Raw genomic sequence first — 14,897 nt, forward strand, 5'->3', positions numbered from 1 at the left:
CCCCCCCTCCCCGCTCCGCGCGCTGCGCGCAGTGTCTACAGCACCCACCGCCCCCCCCCCCCCCGCCCCCCCCCCCCCCCCCCCCCCCCGCCGGCACCCGCCGCTCACCCACCGCCCACCTCCACCCCCCACCGCCCGTCACCCCCCGGCAACCACCCGGCTACGCCCCGCGAGTAATATGACCAGCGCGCGAAACAAGCGCAGCAACCCCACATTCCGGCAAAACGAAGGAGATCTCTGGTGTCAGCGATCGAGGTAGTACGAGCCCGCGAAATTCTCGACTCACGAGGCAACCCCACAGTCGAGGTCGAGGTGTTGCTCGAGGACGGCACAGTCTCGCGCGCGGCCGTGCCATCCGGCGCATCCACCGGAGCGTTCGAAGCATACGAACTCCGCGATGGCGACAAGAAGCGCTACCTCGGTAAGGGCGTGCAGAAGGCCGTCTCCGCCGTCAACGACGAGATCTCCATCAACGTCGAAGGCCTCGACGCCACCGACCAGCGCCTCGTCGACCAGGCCCTGATCGAGCTCGACGGAACCGACAACAAGAAGCGCCTCGGCGCCAACGCCATCCTCGGCGTCAGCCTCGCCGTCGCCAAAGCGGCCGCGGACTCCTCCGACCTGCCGCTGTTCCGCTACCTCGGCGGACCCAACGCCCACACCCTGCCCGTTCCGATGCTGAACGTCATCAACGGCGGATCGCACGCCGACAGCAACGTCGACATCCAGGAATTCATGATCCTGCCCGTTGGCGCCGACACGTTCTCCGAAGCACTCCGCTGGGGCGTCGAGACCTACCATGCACTCAAGGGCATCCTGCACGACAAGGGCCTGAGCACCGGACTCGGCGACGAGGGTGGCTTCGCCCCCAACCTCGACAGCAACCGCGCCGCTCTCGACCTGCTCGTCGAAGCGATCCAGAAGGCCGGCTTCACCCCCGGCAAGGACATCGCACTCGGCCTCGACGTCGCCGCTACCGAGTTCTTCGACAAGAAGAACTACCTGTTCGAAGGCAAGAAGACGTCAGCAGGCGAGATGAGCGCGTACTACTCCGAGCTCGTGAACGCCTACCCGCTCGTCACCATCGAAGACCCGCTCGACGAAGACGACTGGGAGGGCTGGGCACAGCTCAACGCCGAAATCGGCGACAAGGTGCAGATCGTCGGAGACGACCTGTTCGTCACCAACCCGACCCGCCTCGCCAAGGGCATCGAACTGAAGACCGCGAACTCGATCCTCGTCAAGGTCAACCAGATCGGAACCCTCACCGAGACGCTCGACGCCGTGTCGCTCGCCCAGCGCAGCGGATACACCGCCGTGCTCTCGCACCGCTCCGGTGAGACCGAAGACACCACGATCGCCGACCTCGCCGTCGCGACCGACTCCGGCCAGATCAAGACCGGTGCCCCGGCCCGCTCCGAGCGCGTCGCGAAGTACAACCAGCTGCTCCGCATCGAAGAAGAGCTCGGCGACGCCGCGACTTACGCGGGCCGCAGCGCGTTCCCCCGCTTCACCAGCTGACCCCGCTTAGTCTGTAGAGCATGACGAGACGGCAGCGCACCCGGCAGGTACCGGTTGCGCTGCCGACCTCGGATACGGGCCCCACCAAGTGGCTCCGCAGCATCCGCCTCTCGGGTTTCACTATCGTCGCCCTGACGCTCGTGATCCTCACCATCGTGGTCCTCGCCCCCAGCCTGCGCATCCTCGTCGAGCAACAGCGCGAGATCGCTGCACTCGAGGCGACCGTCGCCCAACAGCAGGCCGCCGTCGAGGACCTCGAAGAAGAACGCGCCCGCTGGGACGACACGAGCTACCTCGAATCCCGCGCCCGCGAACGCCTCGACTACGTGTTCCCCGGCGAGTTCAGCCTCCTCGTGATCGACGACGGCGAAAGCCTCGCCGCCCCCGACGGCCTCCCCATCAGCGAAAACATCCAGGCCACCGACGTCGACTGGATCAGCACCATGTTCTCCTCGGTCCTGACCGCAGGGTTGACGGATGCTGCAGCCGGCGAAATCGTCGCACCCGTGCTCGGCACCGATCCGACGCCCGCCGAACAGCCGGTACAGGAGGTGACCGTGCCCGATGACGGCTCCACCTCGGGCGGCCAGGGGGCGGACGACCCCACCGGCACCGACCCCACCGGCACCGACCCCACCGATCCGGCCACCGAGGGCGACACGACCACCGATGACCCAGCCGCCGACGAGCCAGCCACGGACGGCACCGGCTCCGACACCACTGTTCCCGACGGATCGGGCGACTGACCCCGTGCCGACCCCACCCTTCGCGCCACCGAGCGAACGGGACATCGAGATCGTGTCCCAGCAACTCGGCCGCCCCGCCCGCAACGTGATCGGCATCGCCGCACGCTGCGTCTGCGGCGCCCCCACCGTCGTCGCCACCAAGCCGCGCCTCGACGACGGAACCCCGTTCCCCACCCTCTATTACCTGTGCCACCCCGCAGCCACCGCGGCCATCTCCACCCTCGAAGCCACCAGCGTGATGCCCGAACTCGCCGCCCTGCTCGAGGGCGACACCGCCGACAGATACGCCGTCGCGCACCAGGCCTACCTGAGCGACCGCGAGTCCATCGAGGTCGTCGACGAGATCGCCGGAATCTCCGCGGGCGGTATGCCAACCAGGGTGAAGTGCCTGCACGCCCTCGCCGGGCACTCGCTCGCGGCCGGCCCCGGCGTCAACCCGATCGGCGACCTCGCACTCGAACGTGCCGACTGGTCGCCCGCCGTCTGCCAGTGCGCCGTCTACGAGTGAGCCGTTACCGGGCCACCACCGCGCGTGTCACCCCGCGCGCCGCCCGGGCCACCGCGCCCCGCACCGCGGTACGGGTCACCGTCGCGATGCTGGCCGCCGCGGCATCCATCCTGCTCATCGCCCAACCCGCCGCAGCCGATGAAGTGCGCGACCGCCAATACTGGCTGTCGTCGTACGGCGTCACCCAGGCGTGGAGCACCACGCGCGGCTCCGGCGTCACCGTCGCCGTCATCGACACCGGAGTAGACGGCACCCACCAGGATCTCGCCGGTACAGTCGTCGGCGGCACCGACGTCTCGGGCGTCGGCAGCCCCGACGGGCAGACCCCGGTCGGCAACGACAGCAACCACGGCACCATGGTCGCGTCGCTGCTCGCCGGATCCGGGCACGGCCCCGGCAACGGCGACGGCGTGATCGGCGTAGCCCCCGACGTCGACATCCTCTCGGTCTCGGTCGGGTTCGGCGTCGGCACGATCACGTCCGACGAGCAGATCGCCCAGGCGGTGCGCTGGTCAGTCGACAACGGGGCCGACGTCATCAACATGTCGCTCACCCGCAACACCCTCGACTGGCCCACCAGCTGGGACGACGCCTTTCTCTACGCCATGCAGAACGACGTCGTCGTGGTCGCCGCCGCCGGCAACCGGGGGAGCGGCACCACCAGTGTCGGCGCGCCCGCGACCATGCCCGGCGTGCTCACCGTCGCGGGCGTCGACGAGAGCGGACAAGCCAGCTTCGACGCCTCCGCGCAGGGCACCACCATCTCGGTGTCCGCACCGAGCGAGTCCCTGGTCGGCGCAGCCCCCGGCAACCGCTACTTCGAGTGGGAGGGCACCAGCGGCGCCGCACCGCTGGTTTCCGGACTCGTCGCCCTCGTGCGATCCGCCCACCCCGAGCTCGACGCCAACAACGTGATCAACCGGGTCATCCAGACCGCGACCCCGGTGAACGCCGACGTTCCCAGCCCCATCTACGGCTACGGACTCATGAACGCGGCCGCCGCGGTATCCGCCGACGTCGACGCAGTCGAGGCGAACCCGATGGGCGACCTCACCGAGTGGATCCGCGTCTACCGTCGCGCCGAAGCCACCCCGGAACCCACCCCCGAGCCCACGCCAGACGCATCGGAAGCGCCACCGGTCGTGCTGCCCGACATCGACCCGGAGCGCGAGAACCCGTTCGTCGCCCTGCTGCCGCGCACCGACACGCTGCGCGACACGGGGGTTCCGCTACTGGTGTTCGCCGCGTTCCTCGCGGCCCTCGCCTTCACCGCGCGCCTCGCCATCCGCCAGTACCTGCGCCTCGCCGGTGCGGGAGCCGCGCCGACTGGTTCTGAGGTCCCTGACCCGGGCGGTGCCTGGCACGTCGGCTCCAGGCCGGGGGCGATGGATGCCGCGGCGACGGGAACCCCGCAGCGCGCAGCATCCACCCCCGACGATGCGCAGCCGGGCGCCACCGCGTCGCCGCGCACGGCCCCCGTACCGCGGCTCCCCGGGTACCTGCCGGACCGCGCCCGCAGCACGCGCACCGCCGAGTACGCATCAGACGGTGACGACGACGTCACGAAATCGCACAGCTACTACATCGGCGGGAGCGACGACGACGCGTCCGGCGGTAGCGGCACCGGTAGCGGCACGGGCGCGGGCGCAGGCAACGGCAGCGGTACTGACGGCGGTAACGCGGAACCCCGTGCGAAGCGCGAGGGACAGAACCCGCCCGACTGGCTGCGCTTCTGACCCGCTGAAACCCGCCAGCACCGCGAAATGCACCCCGCAAATACGGGTGTAAGTTTTGTGGGTGACCAAAAAGATCCTGATCGTTGGCGGCGGATACGCCGGTTTTTACACCGCACTCGGACTCGAGAAGTGGCTCGCCCGCGGCGAAGCCGAAGTAACCGTCGTCGACCCGCTGCCCTACATGACCTACCAGCCGTTCCTGCCGGAGGTCGCTGCCGGATCGATCGAGCCGCGTCACGCGGTCGTTGCCCTGCGCCGTCACCTCTACAAGTCCGAGGTCGTCACCGCACGCGTCACCGCGATCAACCACGCGGCCAAGACCGCGACCATCACGCCCGAGGTCGGTGAGCCGTGGGAGTTCGCCTACGACATCATCGTGGTCACCGCCGGATCCGTGTCGCGCACCTTCCCGATTCCCGGAGTCGCGGATGAAGCGATCGGCCTCAAGACGATCGAAGAAGCCACCGCGATCCGCGACCGCATCCTCGCGAACTTCGCCCGTGCCGCGAACCTCCCCGCCGGTGCCGAACGCGACCGCCTGCTCACCTTCACCGTCATCGGTGGCGGGTTCGCCGGCATCGAGGTCTTCGGCGAGATGCGCAGCCTCGCCAGCTCGCTGCTGCGCTACTACCCGACCCTGAAGTTCGACGACGTGGCCTTCCACCTCGTCGAGGCGATGGGACGCATCATGCCCGAGGTGTCGCTCAAGACCAGCCACTGGGTGCTTAAGAACCTCGCCCAGCGCGGCGCCGAAGTGCACCTCGACACGCAACTCAAGTCCGCTGTCGGCGGCAACGTCGAACTGTCGACGGGGGAGCGCTTCGAATCCGACCTCATCGTCTGGACCGCCGGCGTCATGGCCAACCCCGTGCTGCGCAACACCGACCTACCGACCGAAGAGCGTGGACGCCTGCGCGCGCAGGCCGACCTCCGCGTCATCAACGACGACGGGGTCATCCCCGACGCGTGGGCGTCGGGCGACGTCGCCGCCGTTCCCGACCTCACCGGCAAGGGCGTCGGCGGAATGTGCGTGCCGAATGCGCAGCACGCCGTGCGCCAGGGCAAGCTCATGGCCAAGAATATCGTGGGCAGCATCCGTGGAGACGTTCCCGTCGAGTACAAGCACGAGAACCTCGGCGCGGTGGCCACCCTCGGGCTTGGCATCGGCGTGTTCCAGTCCGGCAAGATCTCGGTCAAGGGACTGCCCGCCTGGGTCATGCACCGCGGATACCACGGCCTGGCCATCCCGATGTGGGAGCGCAAGATCCGCGTATTCACGATGTGGATCCTGAACTTCTTCCTGCGTCGCGACATCGTGTCGATCGAGGCCCGCGAGACTCCACGCGAGGCGTTTGTCGAGTACGCGTCGCGCCCGAAGGCGTAATCGGCCGGTTCGTAGCGCGGCCCCGGCATCACGCTGGGGCCGGGCCCCCGTAGCCCAATGGCAGAGGCACGCGACTTAAAATCGCTTCAGTGTGGGTTCGAGTCCCACCGGGGGTACTGACCAATTCAGGGTGCAGGCGGGTCGCAGCTCAGGATGCAGGCCGTCTGCAGCCCAGGGTGCAGGCGGACTGTAGCCGTCGGTGCAGACGGGCGACAGCTCAAGAGCCCGCGAACAGGCGCACTCGCTGCGGCGAACTGCGCGGCACCCGCTCGACGACGCATCGTGCTTCGAGGTCGACCTTGGTGTACCGCACGTAGTTCGACAGTCGTCCGCCCGGGAACGCGGCATTCGCACCGAGCTGCTGCTGCGCCTCGGTCACGATCAGCTGGAGGGGGACCGACCCGTCGTCGTCGGCGAACCGGTCGATGGTCGCGAGGATGACCTCGACCAGGAGGTCATACTGCTCGAGGGCGATGGTCCAGCCGTCCAGTCCGTCGGGGCGCGTGGCGTTGAACATCTGCACCCTGCCGCGATCACGAGCCAGCGCATCCTCGGCCCAGGCCTTCTCGCCCACCGGACCGGAGTGTGGGTCAGTCGACATGGCGCCCATTCTGCACCATCCGCGATAGCCAAATTCTGAGTACCTCCCCACCACCCGACCGCACGTCGCACCCCTGCCGTAAGGTCGTCACCGCAGGGCCGGCTGCTCCGAGATTGGAGCAAAACGTGCCCTGGCATCCCCTCGACCAAGCCCGCCCGATCGGCGACGCGGGCGAGATCGGCGACGCCAGCGACGCGCGTGCGACGGACGACGAACCCGGGCGCGAACTGCTCATGGTCGACGAGTGGATGGGGCCCTGGGCGATCATCCGCACCCTGCGCTTCGACGACGAGACTTGGTACCGCGCGGTCACGCCCGAGGTCGACCACAGCAACCGGGTACTGATCGGCTACAGCCAGAACCTCCGCGCACTCGCCATGCACGCCTACCGGCGCTTCCTGCACGTACGGTCACCGACCACGGGTCCGATCAACGGCTGGTCAGCGGTCGAGTACCCCACGAGCGCATCATTCACGCCCGGGTTCGTGTCTGCCGGACGCTAGACGGGCAAACCCAGCAGCGCGAGCCCGGCAGCCCCGTAGCCCGGCACGGCCACACCCGGCAGCCGCGCAGCCCGCCAACGCGCAGCCGGGCAGTCCCGGAGCTAGTCAGTCCCAGCAGCGCTACGCCTACTTCGCTGGCCCCGACGGCGTGTGCTGCTTCTGCGCGCGCGCCCGGGTGTCCTGCATGATCGTCGACACCGGAAGGGTGCGCTTCACGAGCGACTCGGCCACGGCCCGCAGGCTGATGTTGTTGTTGCGCGAGAAATTGCGCAACGTAGAGAATGCTTCATCCATATCCATACTGGATGCCGCGGCCATCACGCCCTTCGCCTGCTCGATGAGAATCCGGCTGCTGAGTGCCCGCTCGAGCTGCTCGGTCAGGATGCTCGAATCGCGGATGTTGCGTTCCTGCAGAATGCCGATCGTCGCGACATCGGCCAGCGCCTGCGCGACCGTGATGTCCCGATCGCTGATCTGCTCCGCGCGCACGCTGAACAGGTTCATCGTGCCGATGATCTGGCCGCGCAACCGCATCGGGGTTGCGTGCATCGCCTTGAACCCCTGCGACGCCGCCGCGACCCGAAACGCCGGCCAGTTGTCGCCGGTGTCGTTGATGTCGGCAACCGAAACGGCGACCCCGGTCGCGAAGCAGTCCAGGCAGGGTCCTGCACCCGCGTTGAGCTGGTTGACCTCCACGAAGTCCGCCTGCTCACTGGTGGATGCCACGAGCTGCAGCTCACCGCGAGCGTCGGCAATCATCAGACCGCCGGCGTTCACATCGAGTAAGGCTGTACATTCGGTGACAAGCGTGTCGAGCAGATCGACCATGTCGTAATCTGCGATCAGCGTGTCTGCCAGCTTCACGAAGGCAGCACTGAGCCGGACCTCCCGGGAATCCTGCTCTTGCATCGGCTCGTCTCCGTTCAATACTGCGATACTGCAGCCGTGGTCTGAGGCTACACGTCGGCTTAGGGCGTGTCGGTAAATTTCAGACGTCCTTCCACGACGTCGTGGGCGACATCGTGAAGTGGACGATTCGTCGCGAACGCGATACCCCGCAACCTGGCCAGTGCTTCGGTCGCGGTCAGGTCGAGTTGCACCAGCAGCATCCCCGTCGCCTGGTGGATCTCGCGTCGCATCTCGGGGGCACCGGGGGTCGGGAAGTATCCGTCGTCAGCCGCGCTCTTGATCGCCCATCTTGCGGCGGGTCCGGCCGCCGCGACCGCGAGACTGACCGCCTTGACCTGCTCGCTGGGACTCAATCTGCCCGGCTGCCGCCGATAGAGATCCACGCCGCCGATGGTCGCGGCACCCATGATGAGCGGGATCGAGAACAACGCACCGAGCGGGTCGACGGTCGCCGCGAAGATCGGCCACCGCTCGGGCGAAGAGGTCGCCACGTTGTCGACCAACACCGGCACACCGGAGCGCAGGCACTCCCAGTGCGGACCCTCGCCGAGCTCGAACTGCAATTCTGCCAGCCGCGCCGCGACCTCGTCACTCGAGGAGATGGTCGCGTGCTCGTTCCCGTTCGACCCGACCACCGAGATGGCCGCACCGTCGACGGGCAGCAGTTCGACGAATGGATCGGCGAGCGAACCATCCTGCGGATTCGAACCATCCTGCGGATTCGAACCATCCTGCGGATTCGAATCATCCTGCGGATTCGAACCATCCTCAACGGAGCCAGGCGTGTCATCGAGGGACATACGCGTCGCGAGCCTCTCTGTGAACGGTCATGGCGCTGAACTGTGCGGTGCTGCACGCGGAACTGCCAACCGAGCCCGGAGAAGACCTGATGGGAACCCCATAGCGGAATATTCAGGACGACAGTACACCCTCAGGGGTGGCCCGTTTTGTGACGGTGGCGTTACGGATTTCGCGTCAGCTGTGGCGGTGGCCGCCAGGGTAGCGCTAGCGGTTCTGCGGCTCGATGAAGCGCACGAATGCCCACGTCGCGAGGCTCAGGGCGGCGAACGCAGCGGCAGCCAGCATCCATGGCAGCATCGCGGCAATCGAGTGCACCTCGCCGAACACGATGCTCGCGGTGATCGTCGCAATGACGAGGACCGTGGCCAGCCACGCGGGCCGCGACCACTCCAGAATGGCGCGCCCTGGGAGTGACGCGATGGGCAGCGACATCACCATCGCCGACCCCAGGCCGGCCAGGCAGATGGTCGTGAGCGTCTCGCTCGCCACCAGCGCCCAGAAGCCCTGGCCGGGCCCGACGACACCGTTCACCAGCCACGCGGTCGCCGCGAGCGCCGTCGTCACGCCGAGTTGCACGAGGTTGACCTGCGCCCGCTGCAGCAGCGGGGTCGCGGCGGCGAACGCGGCTCCGCCGAAAACGCCGACGACGAGGGGCGGTTCGAGGTCGGCCGTGCGGGAGACCACCGCGGCGATCGCGGCGGCGAGTAGCATCACGGGCAGAAAACGCAGGGTGGGTTGGATGCGGGCCACCATCCCCCCGAGCCGGATCGCGACCACCGTGCCCACGATGTTGAGCACCACGAGACCCAGCGCGATCGCGAGGAACAGTCGCAGGTACCGCACCTCGCCGCTCACCCCGCCGGTCAGCGCGATGAACACCGCGGCGACCGTCACGAGGATGCCGCTGGCGAGCCATGCCGCGACCGGACCGGGGGCGGCCTCGGGTTCGACGTGGCGGCGATCCTGGTTGCGTCCGGTGAGCTGCGTGCCCGAACGGAAGTAGCGTTCGCGCACCGTCGACGACAGCACGCGCAGCGGCAGGGCGATCAGCGCGAGAAAGAGCAGGGCGAGCAGCGGTGCGGTGTACCAGCTCGCCGCGGTCGCGGAGGTGGCGGGCGCGGCGAGGCTGGTGCCGAAGGTCGTGGGCGAACCCCAGTTCGACAGGGCCTCGTCGGGGGAGTTCGGCGGAACCTCATCGGTCGGCGCGACCGGGGGAACACCCGCGTCATCGCCATCGGCCGAGCCGCCGGAGCCACCCGATCCCGGGTCGCCGGGATCGCCCGGGTTGGTCGGATCCCCGGGCAGCGGTGCATTCGCCCCATTGTCGGGTTGGGTAGTCGGTGACGGGCGCCCGGGGTTCGTCGAGGGCGACGGTGACGTGGTCGACGGGCTGGGCGAGGTGGATGCCGCGGCTCGCGACACCTGCACGGGTGTGCTCGGCGACGCGTAGTTGCCGGCGGCATCGCGCTGCACCGCGACGAGCGTGTGCGACCCGCCCGTCATGCCGGCCACGACGCAGTCCCAGGTGGAGCCGGAGACCACGGTGGAGCACACCGGCACGTTGTCGAGGTAGACGTCGATGTTGCCGCGGTCCTCGCCGGTACCCGACACGGTGAAGGTCTGGCTGGCTACAGTGCCTCCGTTCGTGGGCGAGGTGATGACGGCGCTGGCCGGGGCATCCCGGTCGATGGTGACCCGCTGGGCGGGGGAGTACGCCGAGAGCTGCCCGCCGGCGATGGCGCCGTTGGACTGCTGGGCGCGAATGACGAAGGGTCCACCGGTGGGCCGCGCGGTGTTGCAGGCCCAGTACCCGGTGCTCTGCACGGGAACGGCGGAACAGTTGGCGTCGACGACGCCGTCGATGGTGACTCGCACCGTGCTGTTGGCGTGCCCGCGCCCGGAGACGAGCCCGGTGGTGAGGAACGCCCCGTCGCCGTCGATCGTGGGTGGCGCGAGCACATCGACCGTGGTCTCGCCGGGGGCAGCGGCGGTGCCGTCGGGTACCGACTCGGTGGCGACCAGGCGGATTGCCGCACCATTCGGCAGGGTCGCGCCGGTGCACGACCAGTTGGTGGCCGCCGTCTCGGGAATCTCGCACAGGGTCGCACCAGTACCGAGGGTGACCTCGACCGAGCTGCCGGACTGCTTGGTTCCGCCGATGTTGACCGTGCCGGTCGGGGTGAAGCCCGCCGGGTCGGTGGTGATCGTGGTGCCGGGGATCGCCGCCGGCCGGCCCTCGTCGATCTCGGAGAACGGCTCGAGCTTCTGGGTCGGCGTGACGCCCTCGGCGCTGGGGCTCGGAGTGGGCGAGACGGTCGGTGCCGCAGACGGCGCTGCGGTCGACAATTCAGTGACGGTGGATGCCGCACCCGCCGCAGTCGCATCAGCCGCGGGTGCCGCGGCGAGCGGCACGATGCCGACCGTGGCCGCAATAGCTATTGCAGTGAGAACTCGGGCTAGACGGGCAACGCCCCGGCCAGAGCGGCGGGGTACGTTGCGGTGATTCGCGGGTTGCGGGTGAGTCACCGTGGATCCAATGCAATTACGGCTGGGTATGCCGTGTGGTGTGGTGCTGTTATCGTGCGGAGTCGGCGTGAACCTCCTCCGACCCTGCCTTCGGGTCGTGCGCCCTGCCCCCTTGCGGATTCACAGCGACGACCCTCGAGTGATTCGAGAGACCATGCGCCGCCCCAATGAATCTGAGTGGCTACGGGCCCCCCTCGGCCTCGCGGCCATGATACCTGCGCAATGCGTCGTCGGGGTGACTTCTTCGGCGATTCAGGTCGAGGGTGCTTTTCGCGACGACGGACGCCTCGAATCGACCTGGGATACCTTCATGGCCCAGCCCGGCCGCATCGCCGACGGCAGCAATGCCGCGATCGCCGCTGACCAGTACCACCGGTCCGCTGGCGATGTGCAGCTGCTACGGGAACTCGGGGTCGACTCGTACCGGTTGTCACTCGGCTGGCCGCGCCTGCAGCCCGGGGGTCGCGGCGGGGCCAACCGTGCCGCGATCGCGTACTACGACCGGTTGCTCGACGACCTGTTGCGGGCCGGCATCCACACCGCGGTCGCCCTCCATCACTGGGATGTACCCGAGCCACTGCAGCACATCGGCGGCTGGCTCAACCGCGACACCGCGAGCCGCCTCGCCGATTTCGCCTACCTCGCGGGGGAGGCGTTCGGCGACCGCGTCGACGCCTGGACCACCCTCACCGAGCCCGCGACGGTCACCACGTCGGGGTACGGATCGGGCCGCCACGCGCCCGGCGCGACCCTCGGCAGCATGCTCGGCGGCTCGGTGAACTCGGGCCCAGGACTCGTCTCGGTCGCCCACCACCAGTTGCTCGGACACGGCCTCGCTGTCGAGGCGCTGCGCGCGGCCGACGTGCGCGGAACCATCGGTATCGACAATGTTCATACCGTTGTCGAGCCGGCGTCGGACCGAATGGATGACGCGTTGCGGGCGTCGCTGCACCGCATCGTGCAGCACGCTCTCTATGCGGACCCGGTGCTGCTCGGACGCTACCCGTCGCCCTCCGACGAGCAGCGCGATGCGGCCCCTCAGCTGTTCGACTACCTCGAGCGCGTCGACCCGCGCGACCTCGCCGTGATGTCGGCGCCGATCGACCGCTACGGCGTGGTGTACCGCGGGCCGGTGCGGCTCGTGGCGGGCGGTGCGGCTGGCATCGGCGCGGGAGTCGGCGCGGGTGCGGGCCGGGTCGTCGGCGCAGGAATCGGCGCGGGAGTGGGCAGGGTCGTCGAGCTCGACGCCGATCCGGATGCCCTCGTCGCGACCCTTCGCGAGCTCGGCGCGCACTACGGCGAGGCGCTCCCGCCCGTGGTCGTCACGACCGGCGCGAGCTACCCCGACGTCGCACGGGTGCCCGGCGACGACACCTCGCCGCCGAACGACGCGCACCGCATCGGCTACCTCGGCGATCACCTCGCCGCGCTGTCGGACATGGCATCAGGCGCCGGCGTCGCCGGGGTGACGATCGCCGGTTTCGACATCGACTCGTTCCTCGACGGCTGGGACTGGACTGCGGGCTTCACCCAGCCGACCGGTCTGGTCGCGGTCGACCGCAACACCCGCGACCGCACGCCGAAGCGTAGCTACCGCTGGCTGCAGCAGCTGTTGGGCGGGCGCTGACTGGACGGGCGCTGACCGGGTAGCTGCCTCAGCGGGCGCTATCGCGGCGTATCGACGGGCCGGGCTCGCGTTTACGCCGTCTTCTCTGGCTTGGGTGGATGCGGCCGGCCGATGTGTCCGAGGATCGCGACGATGATCGAGATCACCGCCGACAGCGTCATTCCCCACACGAGGCCGAAGTTCAGCAGGTAGGCCCCTGCCGCCGCTCCCGCACCGATGAGGATCAGCGCACCGAGGCGGCGCTTCCACGGCTGGCCTCCGCGCTGCCCGAAGTAGGAGTCGAAGGCGAGGCCGACCATGGTCGACGTGACGACGACGGTCGTGACATCCTTCACCGCAATGTGCCGCGCGGCACCGGCCTGGATCCCCATCGCGAGCCCGAGCAGGCCGGTCACGGTGAGGGCGACCCATTCCGGGCGGTCGGGTCCACTGACCCCGGTGATGATCGCCGACGCCGAGATCACCACGGCGACCGCGGCGAGCAGCGCGGTGGAGTGGGTCGTCCAGCCGGCGGGTAGTGATCGCAGTGTGCGTCCGGCGACGACGGCGCCGAGCATGAACCCGATCAGCGCGACGATCGGCCCGAAGATCGGCAGGTCGTCAGCTCCCACCAGCGCCATGCCGAGGATGACCACGTTGCCGGTCATGTTGCCGGTGAACACCCGGTCGAGTCCGAGGTAGCCGACCGCGTCGATCACGCCGGTGGAGAAGGTCAGCGCCAGCATCAGGCCGAGGTGGAGTCCGACGGGGTGTTCGCGAAGCCGGTTGCGCACGGGTACTCCAGGGGTCGAGGGGCGGGTCGGGATCGGGGCGGGACTGGTGCAGGGCTGATGCGGGCAGGACTCCACACCATGCCGACCCGACGACCGAACCATGGGCGACCGGACGCTACTGTGAGGATGAGTCTTGGCTGTGAAAACGATAGTAGATAGCGAACGGGCGGTCGGAATGCACGGTGACCCCGAGATCCTCCATGCCGGCGACGGGCCCATCCGGTCGGCGAAGTACGTGCCCGTGGAGCCAGGCAGCTATCTCTGGGGCCGGTTGCCGTGCGCGACCGACAGCCCGGTGATGACGATCGACTCGGGCGACGAGGTCACCATCGACACCCTCAGCCACGAGGGCATCCTCGAAGACCAGGGGCGCGACCCCGCCGCATTCTTCGGCGCGCACGGTGTGGACCGCGACCACGTTCTGGCCGATGCCGTGGCGATCGCGGCATCCAGCTACCCCCGAGACCGTACGACCGACGGACCCCACGTCGTCAGCGGCCCCATCCGCATCGCGGGTGCCCGCCCCGGCGACCTGCTCAGGGTGACCGTGCTCGACACCCAGCGCCGGGTGCCGTACGGCGTGATCTCGAACCGGCACACCCGCGGCGCGCTGCCCGACGAGTACCCGGCCGGCGGCGAGACGGTGAGCGTGTTCGCGTCGGTCGACGCCGACGGGCGCGGGTCGCTTCCGCTGACCGAGGGCGGCGAGAAGCGGGTGACGTTCGGGCTCGCGCCGTTCCTCGGCATTATGGGCGTCGCGGTGTCGGACGAGGTGCGTCCGCACTCGGTGCCGCCCGGGCGCCACGGCGGCAACATCGACATCAACCTGCTGACCGCCGGGTCGTCGCTGTACCTCCCGGTGCAGGTCGACGGTGCGCTCGCCTACGTCGGCGACCCGCACTTCGCGCAGGGCGACGGCGAGGTGTCGCTCACCGCGATGGAGGCGTCGCTGCGGACCGACCTGCGCTTCGAGGTGGTGACCCAGGCCGACGCGATCGCGCAGTTCGGTGAACTGGTCGGTCCGATGGCCGAGACCAGCGAGTTCCTGGTGCCGACCGGTATGGACGAAGACCTCGACGAGGCGATGCGGCAGTGCGTGCGGGCCGCGATCGCGCTGCTGCGGGCGCGCTACGGCATGGACGCGCACCTCGCCTACGCCTACCTCAGCGCCGCGACGGACTTCAACATCTCGCAGGTCGTCGACCTCGTGAAGGGCGTGCACGCGCGCATTCGGGTGAGTGATTTCGGTGGGTGAGGATCAG

13 protein-coding genes and 1 tRNA gene are annotated in these 14,897 nt (G+C 69.0%); 9 read left to right on the forward strand and 5 right to left on the reverse strand.

Annotation, left to right across the window (positions count from 1 at the left end; genetic code table 11):
• The first annotated feature begins 240 nt into the window (after positions 1 to 240).
• The 6 genes from eno to G5S38_RS09815 all read left to right on the forward strand — a co-directional run bounded on the left by eno (position 241) and on the right by G5S38_RS09815 (position 6,011).
• Complete coding sequence (gene eno, locus G5S38_RS09790) at positions 241 to 1,521, forward strand: phosphopyruvate hydratase (protein WP_165067917.1); 1,281 nt, start codon at positions 241 to 243, stop codon at positions 1,519 to 1,521.
• 20 nt (positions 1,522 to 1,541) lie between these two features.
• Positions 1,542 to 2,267: an FtsB family cell division protein gene (locus tag G5S38_RS09795; protein WP_165067920.1), complete on the forward strand. Its 726-nt coding sequence runs from the start codon at positions 1,542 to 1,544 to the stop codon at positions 2,265 to 2,267.
• Positions 2,268 to 2,271: 4 nt separating this feature from the next.
• Positions 2,272 to 2,775 (forward strand): DUF501 domain-containing protein, encoded by a 504-nt coding sequence (locus tag G5S38_RS09800; RefSeq protein WP_165067922.1) that lies wholly within the window; start codon positions 2,272 to 2,274, stop codon positions 2,773 to 2,775.
• Complete coding sequence (locus G5S38_RS09805; RefSeq protein ID WP_328796674.1) at positions 2,772 to 4,511, forward strand: S8 family peptidase; 1,740 nt, start codon at positions 2,772 to 2,774, stop codon at positions 4,509 to 4,511. Before G5S38_RS09800 ends, G5S38_RS09805 begins: the two co-directional genes overlap by 4 nt.
• A 61-nt stretch (positions 4,512 to 4,572) precedes the next feature.
• Entirely contained in the window at positions 4,573 to 5,895 is a 1,323-nt protein-coding gene (locus tag G5S38_RS09810; RefSeq protein WP_165067926.1) for an NAD(P)/FAD-dependent oxidoreductase, read from the forward strand.
• 43 nt (positions 5,896 to 5,938) lie between these two features.
• Positions 5,939 to 6,011 (forward strand) — tRNA-Leu (locus G5S38_RS09815).
• Positions 6,012 to 6,112: 101 nt separating this feature from the next.
• Here the strand turns inward: G5S38_RS09815 and G5S38_RS09820 are convergent.
• Positions 6,113 to 6,496, reverse strand: coding sequence for a DUF6958 family protein (locus tag G5S38_RS09820; protein ID WP_165067927.1), 384 nt, complete (start codon positions 6,494 to 6,496; stop codon positions 6,113 to 6,115).
• A 125-nt stretch (positions 6,497 to 6,621) separates the two neighbouring features.
• Between G5S38_RS09820 and G5S38_RS09825 the strand changes: the two genes are divergently transcribed.
• Entirely contained in the window at positions 6,622 to 6,999 is a 378-nt protein-coding gene (locus G5S38_RS09825) for a hypothetical protein (protein ID WP_165067929.1), read from the forward strand.
• A gap of 126 nt (positions 7,000 to 7,125) precedes the next feature.
• Here G5S38_RS09825 and G5S38_RS09830 read toward each other — a convergent pair whose 3' ends face one another.
• The 3 genes from G5S38_RS09830 to G5S38_RS09840 form a co-directional block, all read right to left on the reverse strand.
• Complete coding sequence (locus G5S38_RS09830; RefSeq protein ID WP_235928997.1) at positions 7,126 to 7,926, reverse strand: GAF and ANTAR domain-containing protein; 801 nt, start codon at positions 7,924 to 7,926, stop codon at positions 7,126 to 7,128.
• Positions 7,927 to 7,967: 41 nt separating this feature from the next.
• Entirely contained in the window at positions 7,968 to 8,708 is a 741-nt protein-coding gene (locus tag G5S38_RS09835) for a GAF and ANTAR domain-containing protein (RefSeq protein ID WP_165067932.1), read from the reverse strand.
• A gap of 205 nt (positions 8,709 to 8,913) precedes the next feature.
• Positions 8,914 to 11,121, reverse strand: coding sequence for a hypothetical protein (locus tag G5S38_RS09840; protein WP_165067934.1), 2,208 nt, complete (start codon positions 11,119 to 11,121; stop codon positions 8,914 to 8,916).
• 322 nt (positions 11,122 to 11,443) lie between these two features.
• Between G5S38_RS09840 and G5S38_RS09845 the strand changes: the two genes are divergently transcribed.
• Positions 11,444 to 12,862, forward strand: coding sequence for a glycoside hydrolase family 1 protein (locus tag G5S38_RS09845; RefSeq protein WP_268921063.1), 1,419 nt, complete (start codon positions 11,444 to 11,446; stop codon positions 12,860 to 12,862).
• A gap of 71 nt (positions 12,863 to 12,933) precedes the next feature.
• Here the strand turns inward: G5S38_RS09845 and G5S38_RS09850 are convergent, their stop codons facing one another.
• A complete protein-coding gene (locus tag G5S38_RS09850) occupies positions 12,934 to 13,635 on the reverse strand; it encodes a YoaK family protein (protein WP_235928998.1) in 702 nt (233 codons plus the stop codon).
• A 175-nt stretch (positions 13,636 to 13,810) separates the two neighbouring features.
• On the opposite strand from G5S38_RS09850, the gene G5S38_RS09855 reads away from it, so the two are divergent.
• A complete protein-coding gene (locus G5S38_RS09855) occupies positions 13,811 to 14,890 on the forward strand; it encodes an acetamidase/formamidase family protein (RefSeq protein WP_165067938.1) in 1,080 nt (359 codons plus the stop codon).
• Positions 14,891 to 14,897 lie beyond the last annotated feature (7 nt).

It is taken from the genome of Marisediminicola senii (assembly GCF_011057645.1).
In the GTDB taxonomy this organism is placed as follows: domain Bacteria; phylum Actinomycetota; class Actinomycetes; order Actinomycetales; family Microbacteriaceae; genus Marisediminicola; species Marisediminicola senii.

Bases quoted from the DNA above. Each gene is read 5' to 3' on its own strand.
- G5S38_RS09845 (WP_268921063.1), top strand. From the start codon at position 11,444: ATGATACCTGCGCAATGCGTCGTCGGGGTGACTTCTTCGGCGATTCAG.
- G5S38_RS09855 (WP_165067938.1), top strand. From the start codon at position 13,811: ATGCACGGTGACCCCGAGATCCTCCATGCCGGCGACGGGCCCATCCGG.
- G5S38_RS09835 (WP_165067932.1), bottom strand. From the start codon at position 8,708: ATGTCCCTCGATGACACGCCTGGCTCCGTTGAGGATGGTTCGAATCCG.
- G5S38_RS09795 (WP_165067920.1), top strand. From the start codon at position 1,542: ATGACGAGACGGCAGCGCACCCGGCAGGTACCGGTTGCGCTGCCGACC.
- G5S38_RS09820 (WP_165067927.1), bottom strand. From the start codon at position 6,496: ATGTCGACTGACCCACACTCCGGTCCGGTGGGCGAGAAGGCCTGGGCC.